The sequence below is a fragment of the Paenibacillus sp. WC2504 genome (assembly GCF_052682475.1).
In genome coordinates this window covers 1,849,533-1,870,193 of record NZ_JBQZFH010000001.1, presented here as the reverse complement: position 1 = coordinate 1,870,193, position 20,661 = coordinate 1,849,533, and the positions used below count along the sequence as shown (strand labels likewise).

The following is a 20,661-nucleotide window of genomic DNA, read 5'->3' as shown; positions in this document are numbered from 1 at the left end:
TTCATATCTCCCTTTAAACGCTTACATATTGATATATCTAATTATATCGACTTGGAATGCGCTTACAATTCATAAAATAAAGGTCTTCCCCCTATAAATTAAAGGTACTTTTTAATCTAGGTTTGCTTATGCTGCCCTTTAAATGAGAAAAGACAGCCGATCAAAGCCGGCTGCCTTAGTATTTTTATTCATCTCTGCGAATCTATAGATACATCCAACGTTAATAAAACTACAGAAGCTTTAGGCATTGTAACCGTAAGTTCGAATCCTCCTGCTGAAATGGTTTGTTCCACAGGTGTAACTTTACATGGTTCCTCAAAAGAATTGCCATCCATATGATTGTTAGAAGATAATACGACCATTCTCCCATTGCTGGTATATTGGCCACCGTTCAGTTTCAACATGATCTCTTGGTCATCATCCACGGATAAGTTCGCAAGCGTAACGGCTAGTTTACCGTCCTTGAGCGACGCTGAGCAGGAGAGGCTTGGAATATCATACGGGTTTCCTTCTATAGAATAGGATATATTTTTACATTTGATTTCCGTTTTATGGCTTATTGCATGTTGGTGGATTTTAAACATATCGAACACATAGTAGCTTGTAGTTGCCACACAGGCGTTACCCTTGGCAAGAAATAGGGAATGGATACAGTTGACAAGCTGGGCCACATTAGCCATAACAACTTTATCACAATGATTGTTGAAAATATTTAAAGAAAGCGCGGCCAGAACCGCCTCTCTCATTGTGCTCATCTGCTCAAATAAGTACTTGCCCGGCAACGGATGCCTGCCATTCTGCTGATGCCACACACCCCACTCATCGACGACGAGTCCAATCGAAGTTCCGGGCATTGCAGCGCGAATCATCTCAAACTGGGATTGGATAAACGGTTCCATGTCCAGTCCGACCCGCATCAATTCATACCACTGCGCATCACTATACGTCAGCTCCGTACCCATTCTTCCCGTATTCGTCACATAGTAATGAAGTGAGTATCCGAACATGGGAGCAACTCGGCCCACCGTGTACATCTCTTTATACTTGTCAAAAAATTTAGCTGTCCATTCGGGAATATCTTCATAGGGTCCGCATGCGATGAACTGAAGATCCTGCCCTACACTTTTGCTGATGATGCCGTACTTTCTGTAAATATGGCAGTAATCCTCAGGTGTCATGCAGCCGCCGCCACCCCAATTTTCGTTGCCAAGCCCCCAATATTTCACGTTAAGAGGCTCTGGGCTTCCGTTCTCCTCCCGCTCCTGTGCAAGTGTGGTCGTACCTTGCATCATATTACAGTATTCAATCCAATTTCTAGCTTCTAAAACAGTTGTTGTCGTAGCATTCACAGCAAAGTATGGCTCTGCATTTACTAGCTTGCAAAAATCAATAAACTCATGGGTACCAACCTGGTTAGATTCGAGCTTCCCGTCGTTCATATACCACCAATTAACGGTTGTGGGACGCTTCTCTCTTGGACCGATGCCATCTCTCCAGTTGTACGTCTCCGCAAAACAGCCACCCGGCCAGCGGATAACAGATGGGTTAATTGCTTTTAATTTCTCAATAAGCTCCTGTCTAAATCCCTTTATATTAGGAATTTCGGAGTCCTCACCAACCCATATGCCGTCGTATACGACTCCGCCCAAGTGCTCAATAAAGTGTCCATAAATATTTGGATTAATGCGCCCTATCTCTTCATTCAGCCAAATGTCGATTGTAGTCATCATTTTTCTCCCGCTTTTACCATTTAGGAAATAAAGGATAGGGGCATGCCCTATCCTTTATTTTAGTCCGTATTTGAACAAGACAACCGCAATATTTACACGTTCCTCCGTGTATATAACCAATGCAGCCCTTACATTGAGCTAGTCGACTTTGCCATGTTTCCTCATCTACAAGCTCAATGTGCCTTGAATGAATCAGCAATTGCAGCATGGCCTCTATCTTTTCCGGTGCGACATCTATCGTCTCCGAGCAGTCCTTGCAGGGACCCTGTTTATTAGCCATCGGATAGCTCCCTCCGATTTAATGGATCGTAAGGACTACAACAGACATCGGTGGGATATCCGTATGGAATCCTTCTTGATTCAGCTCTACACTTGTAAATGGCTCGGGCTTAACTTGAGTAGGATTTTCAAAAGAATTATGGCTGCTCATCGTAGACGAAACTAAAATTCTTCCCGTTACTTGTTTACCGCTCAATCCTCCAATATTGCAATCAAGGGGAGCAGCCTTGTGGGGATCTGTATTGCAAATGGTAATATTCAGCTTACCCGCAGCATCTACGGAAGCGGATGCGCTAAGCTGAGGCACCTCTTCCCCATTGCACTTGTATGTACCGCACTGAATCTCAAGAGGCTGCAGGATGGCATCCTGATGGACATTAAACATTTCGAAGACATGATACGTAGGGGTCAGGATCATTTTGTCCCCTTCTGTTAGAATCACAGCCTGGAGTACATTAATGGTCTGTGCAATATTCGCCATTCTTACACGGTCAGCATGATTATTAAAGATATTCAAGCTGATCGCTGCGGAAACCGCATCTCTCATTGTATTTTGCTGAAAGAGGAAGCCTGGATTGGTACCTGGCTCAACATCAAACCATGTGCCCCACTCGTCAATAATAAGCGCAACCTTCTTCTCGGGATCATATTTATCCATGATCGCTGCGTGTTTCGCCACAAGCTCTTCTGTGAAATACGCCGCCTTCATGATGCCGAACCATTCACTTTCCTCGAAGTCGACGGCCTGGCCTCTAACCGCATTCGGATCTTTTAAGTAAATTCGGTTACCGTCAGGATTTTCGATAACGATGCTGTGATCTTTTAGCCTCGTGTAGTAATGGAGCGCCAGTCCGTCCATGAAATGACCAGCTTCCCGCATCATCACTTCCGTCCAGTGGTAATTGTCGCCTCTGGGACCGGCAGCAATTTTATAAATGGCATTATCCCCATAATCTCTAACATATGTGCTGTATTGTCTGTAAAGATCTGCGTAAAATTCCGCTCTCATCCGGCCACCGCAGCCCCAATTTTCATTGCCGATGCCGAAATAAGTCAAATTCCATGGCATTTCCCTGCCATTCGCTTTCCGCAGATCAGCCATCGGCGATTCGCCGTCGAAGGTCATATATTCGACCCACTGCTGCATCTCATAGACCGTTCCGCTTCCAACATTCCCGCAAATGTAAGGCTCGGTCTCCAGCATTTCGCACAAATCGAAAAATTCGTGGGTTCCGAAATGGTTATTCTCAACCACACCCCCCCAATGCGTGTTAATCATTCGCGCTCTGGATTCCTTAGAACCGATGCCGTCCTTCCAGTGATATTCATCCGCGAAACACCCGCCTGGCCAGCGCAGGATTGGAATTTTCATATCTTTTAACGCCTGAACGACATCATTTCGGATACCTCGTGTGTTGGGGATGTCGGAATCTTCGCCGACCCAAATCCCCTCATAAATACAACGGCCCAGATGCTCGGCAAAATGTCCGTAAATGTTTCTGTCAATTTTGTGGACCGCCGCTTTTGGATTAATCTTAATACTGCTTTTCATACTTATCTGCCTCCTGAGTAGAGAAATTTATTTTGTTCTAACCTTTAACGCCACCACTGGACAAGCCTGAAATAAAAGCCCTCTGATTGACCAGGAACAAAAGAATAACAGGAATAATAGCAAGCACGGCTCCAGCGATCAGCATGTCGTAATTGTTGCCATAAGGTGACATCAGCGAAGCTAGACCTATAGGAATCGTAAACATCTTATTTGTACGCAGCACAATCAACGGCCATATAAAACTGTTCCAGTTCTGCATCGCCAGTAGGATCCCCATTGCACCGAAAGCCGGCTTCATCAAGGGCGCCATAATTCTGATAAATATGCCAAACTCTGAACATCCGTCGATTCTTCCTGCGTCCATATAATCTTTGGAAACACCTGTTATGTACTGCCTAAAGAAGAAGATCGCCATGGGTGATACGACAAAAGGTAAAATAACTCCGTAATACGTGTTAATGATGCCCATTTTCACAATAAGTTTATAGAGAGGAAGCATGAGTATTTCAAGTGGTACCATCATGACAAACAGTACCAGCATAAAAACAATATTTTTCCCTTTAAAGTTATATGCCCCTAGGCCATAGCCAACTAACGAAGATAGAAACAGTGAAACTATGGTATGAAGAGCTGTGATCCCAAGGCTGTTTCTATACCAGTACAAATAAATACTGCCTTTACCTGAAAACAAAAGCTTGTAGTTGTCGAGACTCATAAGACTCGGGATTATTCTGAAATCCATGCCATTTCGGAATAACTCTTTGGAGCTCTTAAAAGAAGCCATAAACATGTAGTACAGTGGAAACAGGACGATGAAGCATACGATGAGAAAGAAAACGATGATGAATGCCGTTAACAGCTTTCTTCTTAGCTTAGTATTCATTGATCCGTTCACTCCTTATTGAAGAGCCCGAACAATTTCAGTTGCACCAGATTAACGGTGAGTACGATCAGGAGGAGGGTAATGCCGATGGCCGATCCCATACCCATATCATTTCGCTGAAATGCCTGCTGGTAAATTAACCTCACGATAGTAAGTCCGATATCCCCAGGCATTCCTTCATTCCAGAATACATAGCTTTCTCCAAACATTCTGTATCCTTCAAAAATGCCTATCGTTAATGTGTAGATAATAATTGGCTTTAAGAGCGGCAGAGTAATCCAATAAAACTTACGAATAACATTGGCCCCGTCCATTTCAGCAGATTCATATAATTCCTCGGGGATACTTTGTAGACCGGCAAGGTAATAAATCATATTAATCCCTGCAACTCTCCACGTATTGAGAATGACCATCAGCATCATGCCTGTACCATAATTCAGAATCCAATTCTGTGGAGACATGCCGAGTTTAGTGATAAAGGAATTGATCAAAGCCGTATCCGCTTCTCCGAACATAAGCCTGAAAGAAACACCGGCTACGATCACAGACGTTAAAGCCGGAATGAAAATAACCGACTTAAATATGGATTTGCCTTTGGCCAATTTTGAATTCAAAAAAACGGCGAATAGGATAGGAATCGGTATTAACAACAACAGAGACAGAATGGTGTAGATCGTATTGGTTTGCAGCGCATTGAAAAAATGCTCATCAAACATTCTCCTGTAGTTTTCAAGACCTATAAATTTACTGCTGTTAAGCCCAAGTACCTCATGAAAGCTCATATTGATTGTGGATGCCGTAGGGTACAAAAAAAAGATGAGAAATGCTAAAACAAATGGCGACACAAAAAAGTAAGGAGCCCACTTTTCTGAATAAAATAACCTATGATTCAAATCGCATACCTCCCTGCTTGACGGCTACCGAAACCGTTTTCATATCTCCGTTTCTGCAGCCGTCATTCCTACTTTTTGCCCATTTGCTATTTCTTCTGCTTACGAAGCTCGTCAGCAGCAGCCTTTAATGCCTGTTCTGGCGTTTGTGACTGATCCTTTAACGACTTGAACATAACATTGGAATTGACCAAATCTTGGGAAGCTGAGCTTAGCTCACTCATATTCGGCGATTTAATTTCCTCTTTCATGTCTAGAAGCACATTGAAGATTTTCTCATTGTTGAAATAAGGATCAGGCTTCTGCAGCTCCGGATCACTCCAAACATCCCATCTGATCGGATCGAATTTCAGCTCCTGCCAAATTCTTATATTCGACTCTTTGCTTAACTTCGCATATGCGAGGAATTTCATAGCGATATCTTGGTTCTTACTTTGCTTGGTAACGGCTGTACCTGTTCCACCCATTCCTGCGGATCTTACGTCACCCTTTTCCCATACCGGCATCGGCCGCACCAATATTTTCCCTTTTAAATCAGGCATATACTCCAAGAATCTGCTCATGTACCACATGGGCATGATAAGTGAAGCTGCTTCTCCCTTGTTCATGTAAGTGAAAAATTCTTCAGCCCCGGTATTGCCTCCAGGCATAGGAACCGCAATTTTATCCTTGTAAATCATATCCTTCATGGCCTGAAGGGTCTTAATATTTATATCGTTATCCAGCGTAACATTGCCGTCTTTATCTAAATAATCGGAGCCTCTTTGAACGATCATTGGCCAGAAAGGCCTTTGTCCGGTAACCTCAAAAGCGGTCATCACCTTTCCAGTCGCAGCAACAACTTTTTTTCCTGCCTCGGTGTAATCATCCCAAGTTTTAATGTTATCCACGTTCACGCCGGCTTTATCCATAAGATCCTTATTGTAGTAAACAACCGTTGCGCCTACATGAAAATCAATGCCGTAATATTTTCCGCCTTTACTGTAAATATCGAATCTCGACTGGATGAATTTATCCTTCTCAGGCTCGATCACTTTGTTTAATTCCACAAGCTGAATATCGCCTTTAAGGAAGTTTTGAAAGAAGTTAATGTTAATGTCGGCAATATCAGGCGCGCCCACGCCAGATTGTAACGCGATTAATAGTTTATTGTGCATTTCTGCGTTGGGATACGTATCAATAGACAATTCAATGGGCTGATCCGGGTTGTTTTTATTCCAGAGCTCAGCGGTTTTTTCGTAATACTTCTTATGCAGGTCCTGGAATGTCCACAGCGATAATTTAACGGCGCTTTTGGCATTTGGTGTGTCTCCTTTTGATGGCCCCGCTTCATCGCTGCTGCATCCCGATAAAATGGAAGTCAACAGGAACACTGAAGCAACCGCTGTAAATAATGCTTTTTTCATACACTCTTGCCCCCTTCATAATCATTTCTTGGTGGCAGCTACTAACTGGGCACCTGTTAGTTATTATACAAATTGGGTAGCATGGTCGAACTCCAATATTTTGCACTCCACTACAACATTTTGTTATGTATTAAAAACGCCTATTCACTTGTTTATTTCCGGCAAGTCTGCTCATATTCCAGGGGAGTCATGCCCGTCATTTCTTTAAACACCTTAAAGAAGTAGTTATAATTGTTAAATCCTACATCATTCACAATATCTTTCAGCTTTAATTCACCGTACTCCATATATTGCTTAGCATGTTCAACACGCACATGATTTAAATATTCGGTTATTCCCATCTGACACTCTTCCTTAAAAACCCTGCTGATATATGAGCTGCTTACACCAGCGAATTCGGCCACATCCTGGAGCGAAACATCGTTCTTGTAATTATTCTGGATGTATTCCATAGCCTTATGGGTAATGCCGCTAAGTGAATCTCTGTATTTCATCCGTTTTAGGATTTCAATAAGCTTTAGATATAGATCCAAAATCCAGGATTTAATATCCTGAAGAACCTCATATTTCTGCATCAGATTGTAAGGAATGTCCCCTGCCGTATACAACTTCGACATCTCAATGCCGGCGTCTTTAGACGTTTTATTGACAATATTAATCAATTCCGCGCAAATAATCTGGGTTGATTTACTGCTAAGCCGTAAGCTCGAAATTTTGTTGAAAGCGGCATCAATTAAACTCTTCACCGTTTCGAAATCCTGATTTTTCAAGGCAGCGTAAATCGCTTTCTCATCTTTAATGTCCAGACAGAAAAATCCTTCTTCCTGCTTGTTGGTTGTGCTTTCAATAAAGATCCCATTCTTTCCCTTGTGAAACTTGTCCTCCAAGATTAATACGGCTTCAGAATATGCATGATGAAGCTGCTTTATATCAGGACATACCTTGCTTACACCAAAGCTAGCCGTAATATTCAAATATTTTTTGATCTCCGATCTGATTCGGTTGAGGAATGTATACACCTGATTGTGTATATACATCCAGCTATGGTTATGTCCCAGTGAAAATATCATCGCAAACTTTCCTCTGCTTGTATGGATAATAACCGATTTTTCCCAATCGTTAAGAATTTCTTTGGAAATATCGAGAAAGGTTTGAATGAACACATCGACTTCTTTTATGGTAAATCTCTCTTCAATGAAACGAAAATCGTCGATTTCCACAGCTGTCACTATTAAGTTTTCCGTGTCCATAGTCATGTCTAACGCTTTGATTTCTCTTACTATTTCCTCCCGTCCCGATAGACTGCCCTCTAGGAGCTTGTTAATAAATTCTTGGCGCGAACGATCCTTGCCGATCATTAGCTCGTAGTAGATCTCATTTTGTTTGTCACGTTCATTTCGATAAGCAAGAATTGAACTTTCTGCCGTTTTTAAAATATCGAGCAATACGGAGGCATTCAATCTATGCTTCAGTACATAATCCATTGCTCCCCTCTTCATGCTCTGACGGACATAATCAAAATCGTCATAAGCGCTTAAGACGACAATTCTAACCTGTGGATACTCACTTTCTAGCTGCTGTATCAATCCGAGCCCATTCATTCCTGGCATGTTAATATCGGTAATAACGATATCTGGAACATCCTCTTCCATAAGCTGCATGGCATGAATGCCGTTATACGCTTCACCGGAAATATAAAACCCGCAATTCTCCCAATCGAGCATCGTTTTCAAATCCGTTCGTGAAACCGCATGATCATCGACTATAAGTACCTTCAGCATATTTTCCTAGATCCTCCTCTCCCACAGCAGGCAAAGTAATTTCTACGGTTGTGTACAGATTGGGTAAGCTTTGAATGGCAATTCCATATTTTTCTCCGAAGTACAACTTGATTCTTTCATCCACATTTCGGATGCCAATCCCACTCAGTCCATGTTTTTTGTTGGAGGATGATTCCCCCATGAGATCATTTAACGTGTTGTTATTTATGCCGATGCCCGTATCGGTGATGATAATTTTCAAATCTTCTCCGATTCTGTAGCCTTTAATGATAATCAGTCCTTGGCCTTCCTTCGGCTCAAGCCCGTGAAGCAAACAGTTTTCCACGATCGGTTGGAGAATAAATTTGGGGACATGAAAGTTCATAATGCTTTCTTCCATTTCATAATGTACCTTAAACTTATCATAATCCCGGAAGGCCATTATATTTAGGTAGTCTTTTACATATTCCATTTCTTCCTGTAGGCTGATCAGTACGCTTCCTTTTCCCATACATCCGTGAAGCAGCTGAATCAGGGAAGTGATGATGCTCGAAATGCTCTCGGCCTTCTGAATATTGGCCATCCACCTGACAGTGTTCAGTGAATTGGAGAGAAAATGTGGATTAATCTGGGCTTGCAGTGTTTTCAGCTCTGCAACCCTTTTCAATTTTTCTTTTTTGGTCACCTCGTCGATCAGATATTTAATTTCAGCCACCATATGATTAAAATTTGTCGCAACCTTCCCTAGCTCATCGCTGCTGTTGTCTTCGATACGTGTAACTAAATTGCCGATTTTCACGTTATTCATCGAGTTTAATAGGTGCTTTAAAGGCTTCGAAATACTCTTGGAAACGTAGTAGGATAGAATCAGTGCAAGCAAAAAGCAGAAAATTCCCAAAAATATAATATAGATACTTGTCTTTATGGATTCATCATTTAAATACGTAAACGGAATGATACTTATCACGTACCAGTCGGCACTAGGTATATAGTTATAAGCAATCAGATTTCGCTTTCCTGAAACGGTGCTGGTGAATGAATATGAATCATCTTCTTTGTTCTTTTTGAGCTCCTCAATCAACGATTGATCCAGATAAGGCTTGGCTGCTTTCATTTCCGGGTTTTGGCTCGAAATGACGGTTCCCTTGCCATTGATTATGAAGATATCTGACCCTTGTCCAAGATTTATATCTTTAAATTTCTTTAAGATATGCTTCTCGTCAATCCTCATAATCATATATCCAACCGGAATGCCATCAAAAGATTTAAAGCTTCGAGTCAACAATATGCCCACACTGCCGTAATTGGTAGTCCGATAGCTCGACTCTCTTACTTCGTCTTCACTGCTTTCAATTGTCCATAGGGGAACACCGTTATTGGTTGCCGTTTGTACAAAAATACCATTCAAAAAATCCGAGGTAAGATTAAATTTGAAGCTAACGTCTCCATATGCGATAATTTTTTCTTGCAGCATTGTATATACAAGAACATCCGAAACGCTGTGATTGAATGAAAACCTTTTTGCGAGCATACTTTGCATTTTTAACTCCGCGTCATTCCTCTTCCACTCATCCATCGTATGGAAATCAATCAACGTATTTTGGATGATATCGGAGAATGCGATATCTACACTGTCATTTTCAAGCTTCGTGAGTTCATTTTGAATATTTTCACTGACCTGATTCATTAACTGGATGGAAGAGGTACTTATTTTCGTTTTTATAGCTTTACTTGAAGTGTAGTAAGCAAAATAACCTGTAACTAATAGCGGGATCAAGGAAAGTATCGCGAAAGAGATCACCAGTCTGTTCTGAATATTCATTTTACGAATGAAACGGTTTAAGCTTTTCCCCATATTCTCCCCCTTATGTAGACTTATTTCATTGTATTTTTATGCTTGGAATATAGATATATAGATACCGCGGGGCACAAAAACGGATATCTTAGAGCTTTAATCCAGCCCTCCAAATCCGATTCACAGCAATAATTGTTTGTTTATATTGAAAACGCTTACATATTATTGTAAAATCCGGCTTTAAGCCGGACTATCTCCCATGTTTTTTGTTACCGTCTGCTCAACCCGTGAACCAAGATGGCCCAAGAAATTCACGGTATGGACACCTCGATGTTATATACGCCTCCAACAACGGTTTCGAAGACAACGACCCCATCCTTTTGCAAAACATCGATCGGTGCTCCGTTAGCCGTTATCCTTACTTGGATACTGCTACGCACCTTGCATAGGGCAGCGCCTTTATCAGAAACTACCCGAGCGGCTTTTAGAATTCCTTCCGCCCACTCGATGTCGACTGTGAAGCCGCCTCTGGCGCGAAGACCTGTCACTTTCCCTGAACGCCAGGCTTCAGGTAACGCAGGTAAAAGATGGATCTCCCCTGCATGACTTTGAAGAAGCATTTCAGCGATCGCAGCCGCACCGCCAAAATTGCCATCGATCTGGAAGGGGGGATGATTGTCAAAAAAGTTTGGCAGCGTCGAGTGTGTCAAAAGCGCATTAAGATTGTTCATCGCTTCCTCGCCTTTTCTAAGCCTAGCCCAGAAATTAATGATCCACGCTCGACTCCATCCGGTATGGCCTCCGCCGTTTGCCAACCGCCGCTCCAGCGTACGCAGTGCAGCTGCCGCCAGTTCGGGCGTGCCATCGGGCGTGATCTGGCTCCCGGGATGCAAGGCAAATAAATGAGAGATATGGCGATGACCCGGTTCCGCCTCTTCGTAATCTTCATACCATTCCTGAAGTTGGCCGTAGCGTCCAATTTTCGGCTGGGGAAGCTTCATCAGTACTCGTTGTAGCTCAGGTCCTAGTGTCTCACTTTTCTCAGTGCCGAGTATTCGTTCTGTCTCTAGCACTGCTGCGAACAGCTCACGAATGATCTGAGTGTCCATTGATGGTCCAGCACATAATACGCCAGATTCTCCATTTGGAAGAATATAAGTATTCTCTGGTGACACAGATGGGCAGGTAACCAGCTCTCCGCCTGGCGTTTCCACGACGTAATCAATCAAGAACAACGCAGCTTCCCGCATGGTGTGGTACGCCCTACCGAGAAATTCCACATCCATTGTAAATTGGTAATGCTCCCATAGATGCAGCGAAAGCCATGCGGCGCCCATCGGCCAATAAGTGGAGGGCAGCCAGGTATCCTGTGGAGCCGTATCCGCCCAGATGTCGGTATTATGATGAGCAGTGAACCCCCTGCAGCCGTACATGACGGACGCCGTATGGCGGCCAGGTTCGCGCATCCGTTCCAGCAACTCAAAGAGCGGTTCGTGACATTCAGAAAGCGCACACGATTCCGCCGGCCAGTAATTCATCTGCGCATTGATGTTGATCGTGTATTTGCTGTCCCACGGCGGTAGGAAATGCTCGTTCCAGATGCCCTGCAAATTGGCGGGCAGCGAGCCAGGCCGGCTGGAGGAGATGAGCAGATAACGGCCGAAATGAAAATATAGCGCAAAAAGAGCCGGATCGGACTTTCCACCGCTAAGCCTGTCCATGCGATCTGATAGACTCATGCGCCCGATTTCCACGTCTTCCGTAACCAGCGACAACGAAACTCTTCCAAATAATTCGCAATAGTCGTCTAGGTGTCTCCGATACAGCGCTTGATAACCCCGATTGGCGGCACTCTCCGCTTTCTCCCTCGCTTCCACCAAAGGATCAAGGAACCGGAATGTCGTTGCAGCGGACAGAACAAGTGTCACGCTATTTGCTTTCTCCACGACCAGGTGCTCGCCAATCGCTTTCACCGTGCCGCCATCGGCTGATGCTCTCAGCACTGCACCGTACTGGCTGCCTCCCTCACCGCCACAATTACCGCTCATCCAGATCGCGTTGTTCCCCTCTCGTCCGGCATGGTCAGCGTAGCGCCAACGTCCACGCTCCAGACGTGAAGTGAAACCGATTTCACCAGACCGGTTTGCTGTAAGCCTCAGGATGATTGCCTGATCAACGTAACTAGCAAAAATCTCGCGCTTATACGAAACACCGCCCTGACTGAAAGTGACCGTAACAGTGCCGCTTTCCAAATCTAGCGTACGCTCGTAATGATCCGGTTCGCCATCTGGAAGAGAGAAGTCAAGTAAAAGATGTCCCAGAGGCAAATAATGTCGCTGCGATTCCGGCAAACCGGACAACGCCATGACAGCGAGCTTCTCGGCTTCCTTCAACTTGCCTTCAAATATGAGACGGCGAATTTCCGGAAGATTTGCCTTTGCATCCGGATTATTACGGTCACGTGATCCCCCATACCAGACGGAATCCTCGTTTAATTGCAATCGTTCCTGTTGCGTCTGTCCATACACCATCGCTCCCAGCCTGCCATTACCGATCGGCAGTGCCTCATTCCATTTCGTTGCTGGACTCTTAAATAACAGCTTAAGATCTGTCAACAGCTTCCCCTCCTTCTCAGACCCAACCCTCGTATCTCATAATCTATCATAGGTAAGCAAAATCCGGTAGAGGCATAGTTGCCCCTACCGGTTACCGTTCCCCCTTTACAAGTACATCTTCTTTACTGTTAGTTAACCATTGCTTCCTCTTCTGTTTAGTTGTATAAGCTAAATTTTAGCGACCCTCTCAACAGACGCGCCTTCCATCTGCTTGTGATACTTTCTTGGTGTAGAGCCCGTAATCTGCTTGAATTGACGACAAAAGTGCTCCACATTGTTGTACCCACAGCGTAAAGCGACCTCTGCGATGGATAGTGAGCCGTGCAACAAATATTCCTTGGCTTGGCGGATGCGACTTGTAATCACGTCATCCATGCAAGATATCCCGAAAGTCTTCTTGTAAATGCTCTGCAAGTACCCAGGACTGATTTGGATCGAGTCGGCCATTCTCGGAACCGCCCAATCCTGGCTAGGATTACTGTAAATAGCAGTCCGAAGCGTTAACAAATTGTAGTAATGAGGCGTAATGACTTCTTGAAAATAAGATTCCAGCAGCTTGTTAAACAGGGTTCTCAGTAAGCAGTCAATGGATGATTCTTTATAATTTTTTTGAAAAGAGTGTTCGCTGACAAGGAGTTGGAAAATTTTATGAATGTATTCAGGGTCATTTAACGAAAAGGGCACTCCGAATGGAAGCGAAGTTTCCATTACATAGGATTCTTTGGATTCAAAACGAATCCAGTCGTTCTTATATTGTTCCGCACATGCCCGGTAATAAATTTTTTGATGAGGATGGTATAAAACACCACTATGTGCTGGGTACTCCTTCAACTCTCCATTAACCCAAAACAGGGCAGGTGTATGGGTCACGACGAGCAACCAACAGTTATGGCCTTCTGGGATATCGAACACAAAATTGCTTGCGTGCGTGGCATCATATTCAACATAAAAAATGTTGGTCATCATGATCCTCCAGTATCCAAAAAATAACATTGCATCAATTATTTATTAGCATATATGACGGATTGAAAACAGTCAACGAAGCAAAGTATCATTGAACGCCCCTTACAAAAATTTCATAGATGCGGTTTTTCTTCACTCTCTCCTCTTTACTTAGCTTTTGCGCATCCGCGATTTCGTAGCCTCCGAAGGTGTCATACAGCCTCGATGAGGGATCGACTTCCACATAAGTACACCAGGGCAGCCAATGGTAGTGGCTTTGCAAGGTTTGGGTCGTAAAGTTGCCGCTTTCATGACCTAGGCCGGGCATGACGTATCCGACACTGCCGTCCACGTCGCTCGACTGTCTGGTGTTCTTATGAATGAACTCGGCGAAGTCGAGATAATGTTCATCTCCTGTAATGACATACAACCGATAATAGGTATATGAGCAGGCTGCCATATACACGTCGGCCCCCCCTCCGATCGTGATGATGCTCTGACCGCTAATCGAATAGTGATTGAACGGATGTTTCGGCCAGAGCGTGCGTACCGGGAATGACCAAGCATAGGTCCACGTCTCGGTATAATCAGCAGCGCCGACCGCTCCTTCCAGCCACTTATCCTCGCCGGTCAGATCATATAGGGCAAGGAATCCGAATAAAGCATAAATGCCAGCCTCTTTATCCTGAATGTCAGAGTTGTCGCAGGTTCCTCCCCGATACTCCATATTGCGGTAATTACAATCAAAGGACCATTCTCCGGCATGGATCGCTGCGGCCTTATATCTCTCGTCTCCGGAAACAAGATAGAATTGGATCAGGAAACGAATCACGCTGGGCGTGTTTGCCTTCGAGTCCATACGGATGGAACTGTCGGTATTGTAGGCTCGGTAATAGCTGCCATCTTCGTTCTGAACTTCCACGAGCCAATCGGCCGTTCTTTTGCAGAATTCCATCCAAGACGGTCGCAAGTCTCCTTTTCCGCGCATGTATAGAAAGGCATCCAAGATCGGCTCAATCCCGTCAGCCAGCATCCGGATGTAGTGGGGATACGGCTCGAATCCGCTGATGTTCGGATTATAGCACATTTGCGGCAGGCCCGAATCCGTCATAGCCGTCCTCACCCAGAAGTCGATCACATTCACGCCTTTCTCAAACGCCTCGGGCACGCCTTCTTTATCACCGTAACGAAGCAACTGATATCCGATCCCGGGCTGCTGCCCAACGAAGCCGAACTGGAACGAAACACTAGAGATATCCATGTTGGGCAATTGGCAGGAAAAAGGCAAACCGTACGAATCCCCGTATTGACGTGTATATTTAGTCAGAATATTCATGCAATTATGAAAATGGAGTTTATTATCCACCTCGAATAACTTGTCTCGCAACCTGGAATAGGTATCCCGCCAGATTTCTCTCATCATCGACTGGAAGCTGCCGTAATGCCCGAATTGAATGCCGACGGCGTAATTTTGCTCAAATCCAACCTCAACGGGATGGTTAATGCGTTGGAACCTTTTCGTTTTCTGACTGTAGTCCAGACCCTCATAATGACTTTTTCTTGGCATCTGGCCATCGCAGCCCGGATACACATAATCGATCGACAGGCCGTCAATCTCTATCTCTAACGCCTTGCGTACGCCAAAGCCGTAATACAAATAGTTCAACGTCTTGTTCTCCGGCTTGCTCATGCCAATGGCTCCGATGGTACACTTCGGGTCCGTGTTATTCTCGGACCTAACGATGTCCGAAGACTGCATGGTTACGTCCGCAGCCCAGCGAGAGAGAGCCGCAGCTTCTCCTGAAGCGATGTGTTGCATCGCGAACAACGGCAAAGCGTAATTGGTTTCCATCCGCCAGAAATATTCATTGTCCAGGTCTTTGCCCGTTGCGTAATCGGGTGCGAATTCGTTCTGCTTATACCAAACACCGGGTGCGAAGCAGTGATAGTCATGGACGTCATCCGATTCCGCAATCGTCAAAGAGATCTTGGTAGAAAAGCCAAGGTCGTCTCCCGCTTTCAACACCTTGACGTTCCTGCTTACCTTGAACCCTGAGTTTACCGCTTCATAAACGTCAGAGAAGAAAAATTCTGAGCCTGTCGGTACAATTATCGTACCTTCAGCCACGATTTTATCACCAACAGCGGTGATTTCGGCATATGCTTGGTCGTAAAACTCATTGACGGCAAAGGCAGTTTTTACTGTCACGAACATCGGCCGCTTGTTGAAATAGAGCCGTTTGCCATTTTTCTGAACCTCAATGCCACCTTCTTTGGAGACCAAGATATAGTTGCCGGATTCCAGCTTCATGAAACTTCCTCCTTAGAATTAGAAAATGAATAAGAGATATATACGATCATACATATCCCTCATCCATTAAAATTATATTTTTTTTACTTTTTAGCTAGTGCATCGGCACGCATTTTAATAATCTTTTGCGCTTTTTCCGTATCCGAAGCAAAGACATCATTCCAACCGAGGCCTATCACATCTTTTTTCATCATTTCCCAAAGCTTGTCGAACTCTGCTTGATTCTTAGCGAATACCATTTTCCAAGATGTGTTCTTTACATAGTCAGAAATCTGGCTGCGTTTGTTTTTAATCTCTGATGAATCACTGCCTAGACTTGTATTGATATTGGGAACGATATCGATCATCTTATTTTTCAGGTAGTAGTCTGTTGCGTTTTCTGCTTTATAAGTGTTTTGCCAATCTGTCGTTAGCGCTGTCTTATTCGCTTCGATTGTTGCAGCCCAGTAATTGCTGTTATAGAACTCCCCTGTCATTGGATCTTTGGCAAAATCGCTTATAATCATCGTGTTGAGCTTGCTTTGTCCGTCCTGGTATCCGCCGCCTCCGTACTGATCCGGAACAGGTGTATTTTTCTGGAATGCGGTTTGACCTACTTCGGTCAGCTTAAATTTCCCATCTGCCGTCTTTTCGTAGTTGAAGCCTTCAAATCCATTCACATAGTAGCGCAAGCCTTCAGGAGAAGCCAGCCAATCCATGAATTCCATGATCCGATCGGGATCATTGGCTTTGGAACCGATAGCAAACGCTCTTCCATTGCCGTAATAGGCATCGCTTGACTGAATGATGTGCGTGTCAGCGATCGGAATAGCAACATTCCCATCACCCTTTTTGCCTCTTTCAATCGTATTGTAGAACCCTGTTTCCCATGAGTACCACAAAAGAAATACCTGCTTGTTGGTCAGCTTTTCCGATACTTTGTTCCAATCCTGCGTCGGTGAGTCAGGGTCAACCAAACCCATCTGATTTGCTTTAAAATAGAATTGCAGAATTTTCTTGTACATACTGTTGTCATCGATGAGAGGAACGATGTCGCCTTTTGCATTTAACTGCATGGTCGTGGTTCCTTCTGGCTGCTCATAACCATACCAATTGCTCAACCAGCGTGCATTTTCCATCGTGCCTCTACTGTCCCAATCCTTCCACAAGGTGATTGGAGCGATCGGTTTACCGTCCGGAGTCTTGGGATATTTCTCATGCATTTGCTTCAGTACATTCAAAAGATCATCCAGATTGTTCAGCTTGGGAGCCCCGACCCCCTTATAATAATCCCAAGGCATTATTGGGCTTGAGTAAGGGATTTGTTCCGAGTATGTTGTTGGTGAAGTGTCCGCCTCAAAGGTCGGCAAAGCATAAATCTTGCCACTAGGATTGACTTTTTGGAATGCGGCGTTAAACGGTTTGAAATGATTATCCACATATTTGGACAGGTTTGGCGTATTCTTGATCTTATCCGTGAGGTCCATAATCAGACCGGCTGGAATTAATTCTTCCAGCTGATTGTTATTGACGATCAAGAGATCGCCCAAATTTCCTGCTGCCGATCTTGTCTTGTATAGCTGATCTCCGGCAATCTGCGGAGCAAGAATGTTCAGCGTAATATTGAACTTATCCTTAATAAGCTTTCCATACCAGCCTTTCTGCTCTCCTTGATAATTTGCTGCATTGTCAAAAACGGTGATGGTCAGCGGTTTACTGTGATCTAGTGCCTTGGATGTAGCTTCAGTACCGGAGTTCGGTGACTTACTTGGTTCCGTTGATGCTGCCTTATTGTTAGCTTCGTCTCCACATCCGGTCAATGCGACCGAAACCAAGAAGAGGCTAGCAAACGATAACAACGCCGATTTTTTTATTGCTTTACTAGGTTTATTCATACTCAACCCCCATAATTTTTCAATTTATTAATCCGATGCAAATTACCCTTTCACTGCACCGATCATAATCCCCTTTACAAAAAACCTTTGAAAAATCGGATAAACCAACAAAATGGGCGCAACAACAATAATCGTCACCGTCATTCGAATTGAAGTCGTGGTTTGCTTCGTTGCCAAACTTGATATCGCTGTCGAGCCGGCATTTTGCAAATTTACCATGCTGGATATGGAGCTTGCCTGATTAATATAGTTATATAGAATAAACTGTAAGCTATAGAGTTTGCTCTCCGTGACTAACAACAACGTGTCCTGGAAGGAATTCCACTGATCCACCGCTGCGAATATAGCAACTGTAGCCAATATAGGCTTACAAATAGGCAGCATGATTTTGAAGAAAACGGTCATGGTCCCGGCACCGTCGATACTTGCCGCATGCTGCAATTCCTTCGGCGTTGATTCCACGAAAGTCTTTACAAGAATGATGAAAAACGGAGCTACGACCGACGGCAGAATGTAGGCCAAAAAATTGTTTGTCAGATGCAAAGACCTCATAGTCAAATACCAAGGAATAACGCCGGCATTAAAAAACATGGTTAAAACCGTATAGCGATACCATAATTTTCTCCTCCACATATCCTCCTGGGTAAACATGAATCCCAGAAAGGCGGAAGCCCCTACCGTCAAAGTGGTTCCAATGACGGTCCTTCCTACAGATACAACGGCTGCATCCCACAATCCCGGTATTTTAAACGCATCCACGTAGTTATGGAATTGGATATTTATCGGGTAAAAGATAACATCACCTTTGGCACTGATATCGTTTGCGCTTATGGTATTAATAATGATGGAGTAAAATGGATATACACATATAAGCGCATACAGGGAAAACAACACATAAATTAAAACAGTAATCATCTTGTCTGTTGCGCTGACTTGGACTTTCATTTTTTTGGTGAGATGGCTTCCGGGCACTTTATCATTCGCCGCCAGCCCTGCTGCTGTATGACTCATACAATACTCTCTCCCCTTAGTCTTTTGGATAGTCCGTTCACAGAAAAGAGAAGCACAACACTGATCAAGCTCTTAAGCACACTGATCGCAACGGATACCGAATAGCTTCCGCCGCCCATGGCAAGGTTGTAAACATATAAGTCTAAAACCTGTATGGAATCCTTATTAAATGCATTTTGAAATACAAAATATTGCTCCAAGCCATTATTTAGAAAACTCGCAATTTGCAGCATCAGCAAAACGAAATAGGTCGGCACCATACTCGGCAATACGACATGCCAGATTACCCTCATCCTTGTCGCGCCGTCTACATAGGCCGCTTCATATAGAGAATCATCTATCCCCATAATTGCCGCTATGTACAATATGGCTGACCAACCCAATGTTTTCCAAGTTGTCCATATCCACATCATAATCCATACATGGTCGGAATTTTGAAGAAGTAAAATCGGAGAATCGATAAGTCCAATTTGTTTCAAAAGGCCGTTGATTATACCTTCACTAGAGAACATTGAAAATGCCAGTGAATACACCAATACCCAGCTGATAAAGTTCGGCAAGGTTGTTACCGTCTGTATAAACCTCCGAAATCGTACGGACTTGATCTCAGTCAGGAATATCGCAAAAATCATTGGAAGCCAGGAGAATAGCAGATTCAAGCCACTCATCCCAAACGTGTTTTTGAGTATTTGAAGGGTTTGATCGATCTTTACTTGGTTTTCGACCAAGGTATGAAACCACTTCAAACCCACAAACGGCGATTGGGATAGCGGAATCGGCGGCGTGTAGTCAAAGAATGCATAAACCCAACCATATAGCGGGTAATAGGCAAAGATACCGAGTAAAATCATAAAAGGGAGTATGTAGAGAAATTTCCTTATTGAACTGCTTGTCATGCTGTTCCTTTGTATTTGCACCATGTAACACTCCCTTTTAATGTTATATTCAAAATGTTTATTGACACATTACGATATCTAGAAAATATATGGAATGCCGAAGTGGGATTCCTCTACTATAACGCAATAGGTCAATCGTTGAATTGAAAGATGCCTCTTCTGTTGACAGCGTTTTCATTCCGTTTCGTTAAAGCAATTATAAAATATCAATTTTTTCAAAACAATGACCTATTCTCATTGATTATTGATCTATTCTCATATAGCTCAAAATGGGAATTCGACTGCCCGTCGCACAAAAAAAATCCCCGATTGACGGGGATCAAAAAAGCACTGATATTAGATAGTATTTTGTTCAATGAGTATTTTATCTTCCTGTTCATCCCACATCGCGAACAACGATGGTAATTCAGCACCCGTATAGGCACCAACCACTCTTACATTTCGATGTACCAACTGCACTCCAATTATAACAGAGACAAACTCATCTTCTGTTCGTAGTTGCGCCACTGTCTCCTTATCCCCTGTGATCAGGACGAAGCCGTTGAGACTACTACCATGAGGTTCAAGAACTACTACCTCAAAGCGGTCAATCTTACCTTCTTGTTGCAGTCGTATACAGTATTGCATTGCCTTATTGAGCGTGGCCTGTGCTGCCTTTTCACGCCCCGGGATGATTTCTCCCCAACCAACCATCAACGAACCTTTTGCCATATCATT

The 20,661-nt window shown here is 43.8% G+C and carries 15 protein-coding genes; all 15 read right to left on the bottom strand.

All coding sequences use genetic code 11. From position 1 onward, the window contains the following. Positions 1 to 188: 188 nt before the first annotated feature. The 15 genes from ACUN27_RS08425 to ACUN27_RS08355 all read right to left on the bottom strand — a co-directional run bounded on the left by ACUN27_RS08425 (position 189) and on the right by ACUN27_RS08355 (position 20,655). On the bottom strand, positions 189 to 1,727 hold the full coding sequence (locus tag ACUN27_RS08425) for an alpha-N-arabinofuranosidase (RefSeq protein WP_445558736.1): 1,539 nt from the start codon (positions 1,725 to 1,727) through the stop codon (positions 189 to 191). 16 nt (positions 1,728 to 1,743) lie between these two features. Next, the gene (locus tag ACUN27_RS08420) at positions 1,744 to 2,010 is read right to left on the bottom strand and encodes a DUF6171 family protein (RefSeq protein ID WP_379174566.1); all 267 of its coding nucleotides are present in this window, start codon (positions 2,008 to 2,010) and stop codon (positions 1,744 to 1,746) included. Between the two features lie 18 nt (positions 2,011 to 2,028). Then, on the bottom strand, positions 2,029 to 3,561 hold the full coding sequence (locus tag ACUN27_RS08415; protein WP_445558735.1) for an alpha-N-arabinofuranosidase: 1,533 nt from the start codon (positions 3,559 to 3,561) through the stop codon (positions 2,029 to 2,031). Positions 3,562 to 3,598: 37 nt separating this feature from the next. Further along, complete coding sequence (locus tag ACUN27_RS08410; protein ID WP_315952050.1) at positions 3,599 to 4,444, bottom strand: carbohydrate ABC transporter permease; 846 nt, start codon at positions 4,442 to 4,444, stop codon at positions 3,599 to 3,601. Positions 4,445 to 4,452: 8 nt separating this feature from the next. Then, positions 4,453 to 5,160, bottom strand: coding sequence for a carbohydrate ABC transporter permease (locus tag ACUN27_RS08405; protein ID WP_445558734.1), 708 nt, complete (start codon positions 5,158 to 5,160; stop codon positions 4,453 to 4,455). Between the two features lie 263 nt (positions 5,161 to 5,423). After that, positions 5,424 to 6,740: an ABC transporter substrate-binding protein gene (locus ACUN27_RS08400; protein ID WP_326063244.1), complete on the bottom strand. Its 1,317-nt coding sequence runs from the start codon at positions 6,738 to 6,740 to the stop codon at positions 5,424 to 5,426. Positions 6,741 to 6,892: 152 nt separating this feature from the next. Continuing rightward, complete coding sequence (locus tag ACUN27_RS08395) at positions 6,893 to 8,521, bottom strand: response regulator (protein ID WP_445558733.1); 1,629 nt, start codon at positions 8,519 to 8,521, stop codon at positions 6,893 to 6,895. Continuing rightward, positions 8,496 to 10,355 (bottom strand): cache domain-containing sensor histidine kinase, encoded by a 1,860-nt coding sequence (locus ACUN27_RS08390; protein ID WP_445558732.1) that lies wholly within the window; start codon positions 10,353 to 10,355, stop codon positions 8,496 to 8,498. The genes ACUN27_RS08395 and ACUN27_RS08390 overlap by 26 nt, the downstream gene beginning before the upstream one ends. Positions 10,356 to 10,606: 251 nt before the next feature. Further along, positions 10,607 to 12,910, bottom strand: coding sequence for a glycoside hydrolase family 95 protein (locus tag ACUN27_RS08385; protein ID WP_445558731.1), 2,304 nt, complete (start codon positions 12,908 to 12,910; stop codon positions 10,607 to 10,609). A 168-nt stretch (positions 12,911 to 13,078) separates the two neighbouring features. Then, entirely contained in the window at positions 13,079 to 13,873 is a 795-nt protein-coding gene (locus ACUN27_RS08380) for a helix-turn-helix transcriptional regulator (protein ID WP_315952060.1), read from the bottom strand. 88 nt (positions 13,874 to 13,961) lie between these two features. Next, positions 13,962 to 16,163, bottom strand: a complete 2,202-nt coding sequence (locus ACUN27_RS08375; protein WP_445558730.1) for a hypothetical protein — start codon at positions 16,161 to 16,163, stop codon at positions 13,962 to 13,964. A gap of 83 nt (positions 16,164 to 16,246) precedes the next feature. Next, positions 16,247 to 18,037 (bottom strand): hypothetical protein, encoded by a 1,791-nt coding sequence (locus ACUN27_RS08370; protein WP_445558729.1) that lies wholly within the window; start codon positions 18,035 to 18,037, stop codon positions 16,247 to 16,249. A gap of 42 nt (positions 18,038 to 18,079) precedes the next feature. Then, positions 18,080 to 19,048: a carbohydrate ABC transporter permease gene (locus tag ACUN27_RS08365; RefSeq protein ID WP_315952063.1), complete on the bottom strand. Its 969-nt coding sequence runs from the start codon at positions 19,046 to 19,048 to the stop codon at positions 18,080 to 18,082. Beyond that, complete coding sequence (locus tag ACUN27_RS08360; RefSeq protein ID WP_315952064.1) at positions 19,045 to 19,899, bottom strand: ABC transporter permease subunit; 855 nt, start codon at positions 19,897 to 19,899, stop codon at positions 19,045 to 19,047. The genes ACUN27_RS08365 and ACUN27_RS08360 overlap by 4 nt, the downstream gene beginning before the upstream one ends. A 381-nt stretch (positions 19,900 to 20,280) precedes the next feature. Beyond that, a complete protein-coding gene (locus tag ACUN27_RS08355; protein ID WP_315952065.1) occupies positions 20,281 to 20,655 on the bottom strand; it encodes a hypothetical protein in 375 nt (124 codons plus the stop codon). Positions 20,656 to 20,661 lie beyond the last annotated feature (6 nt).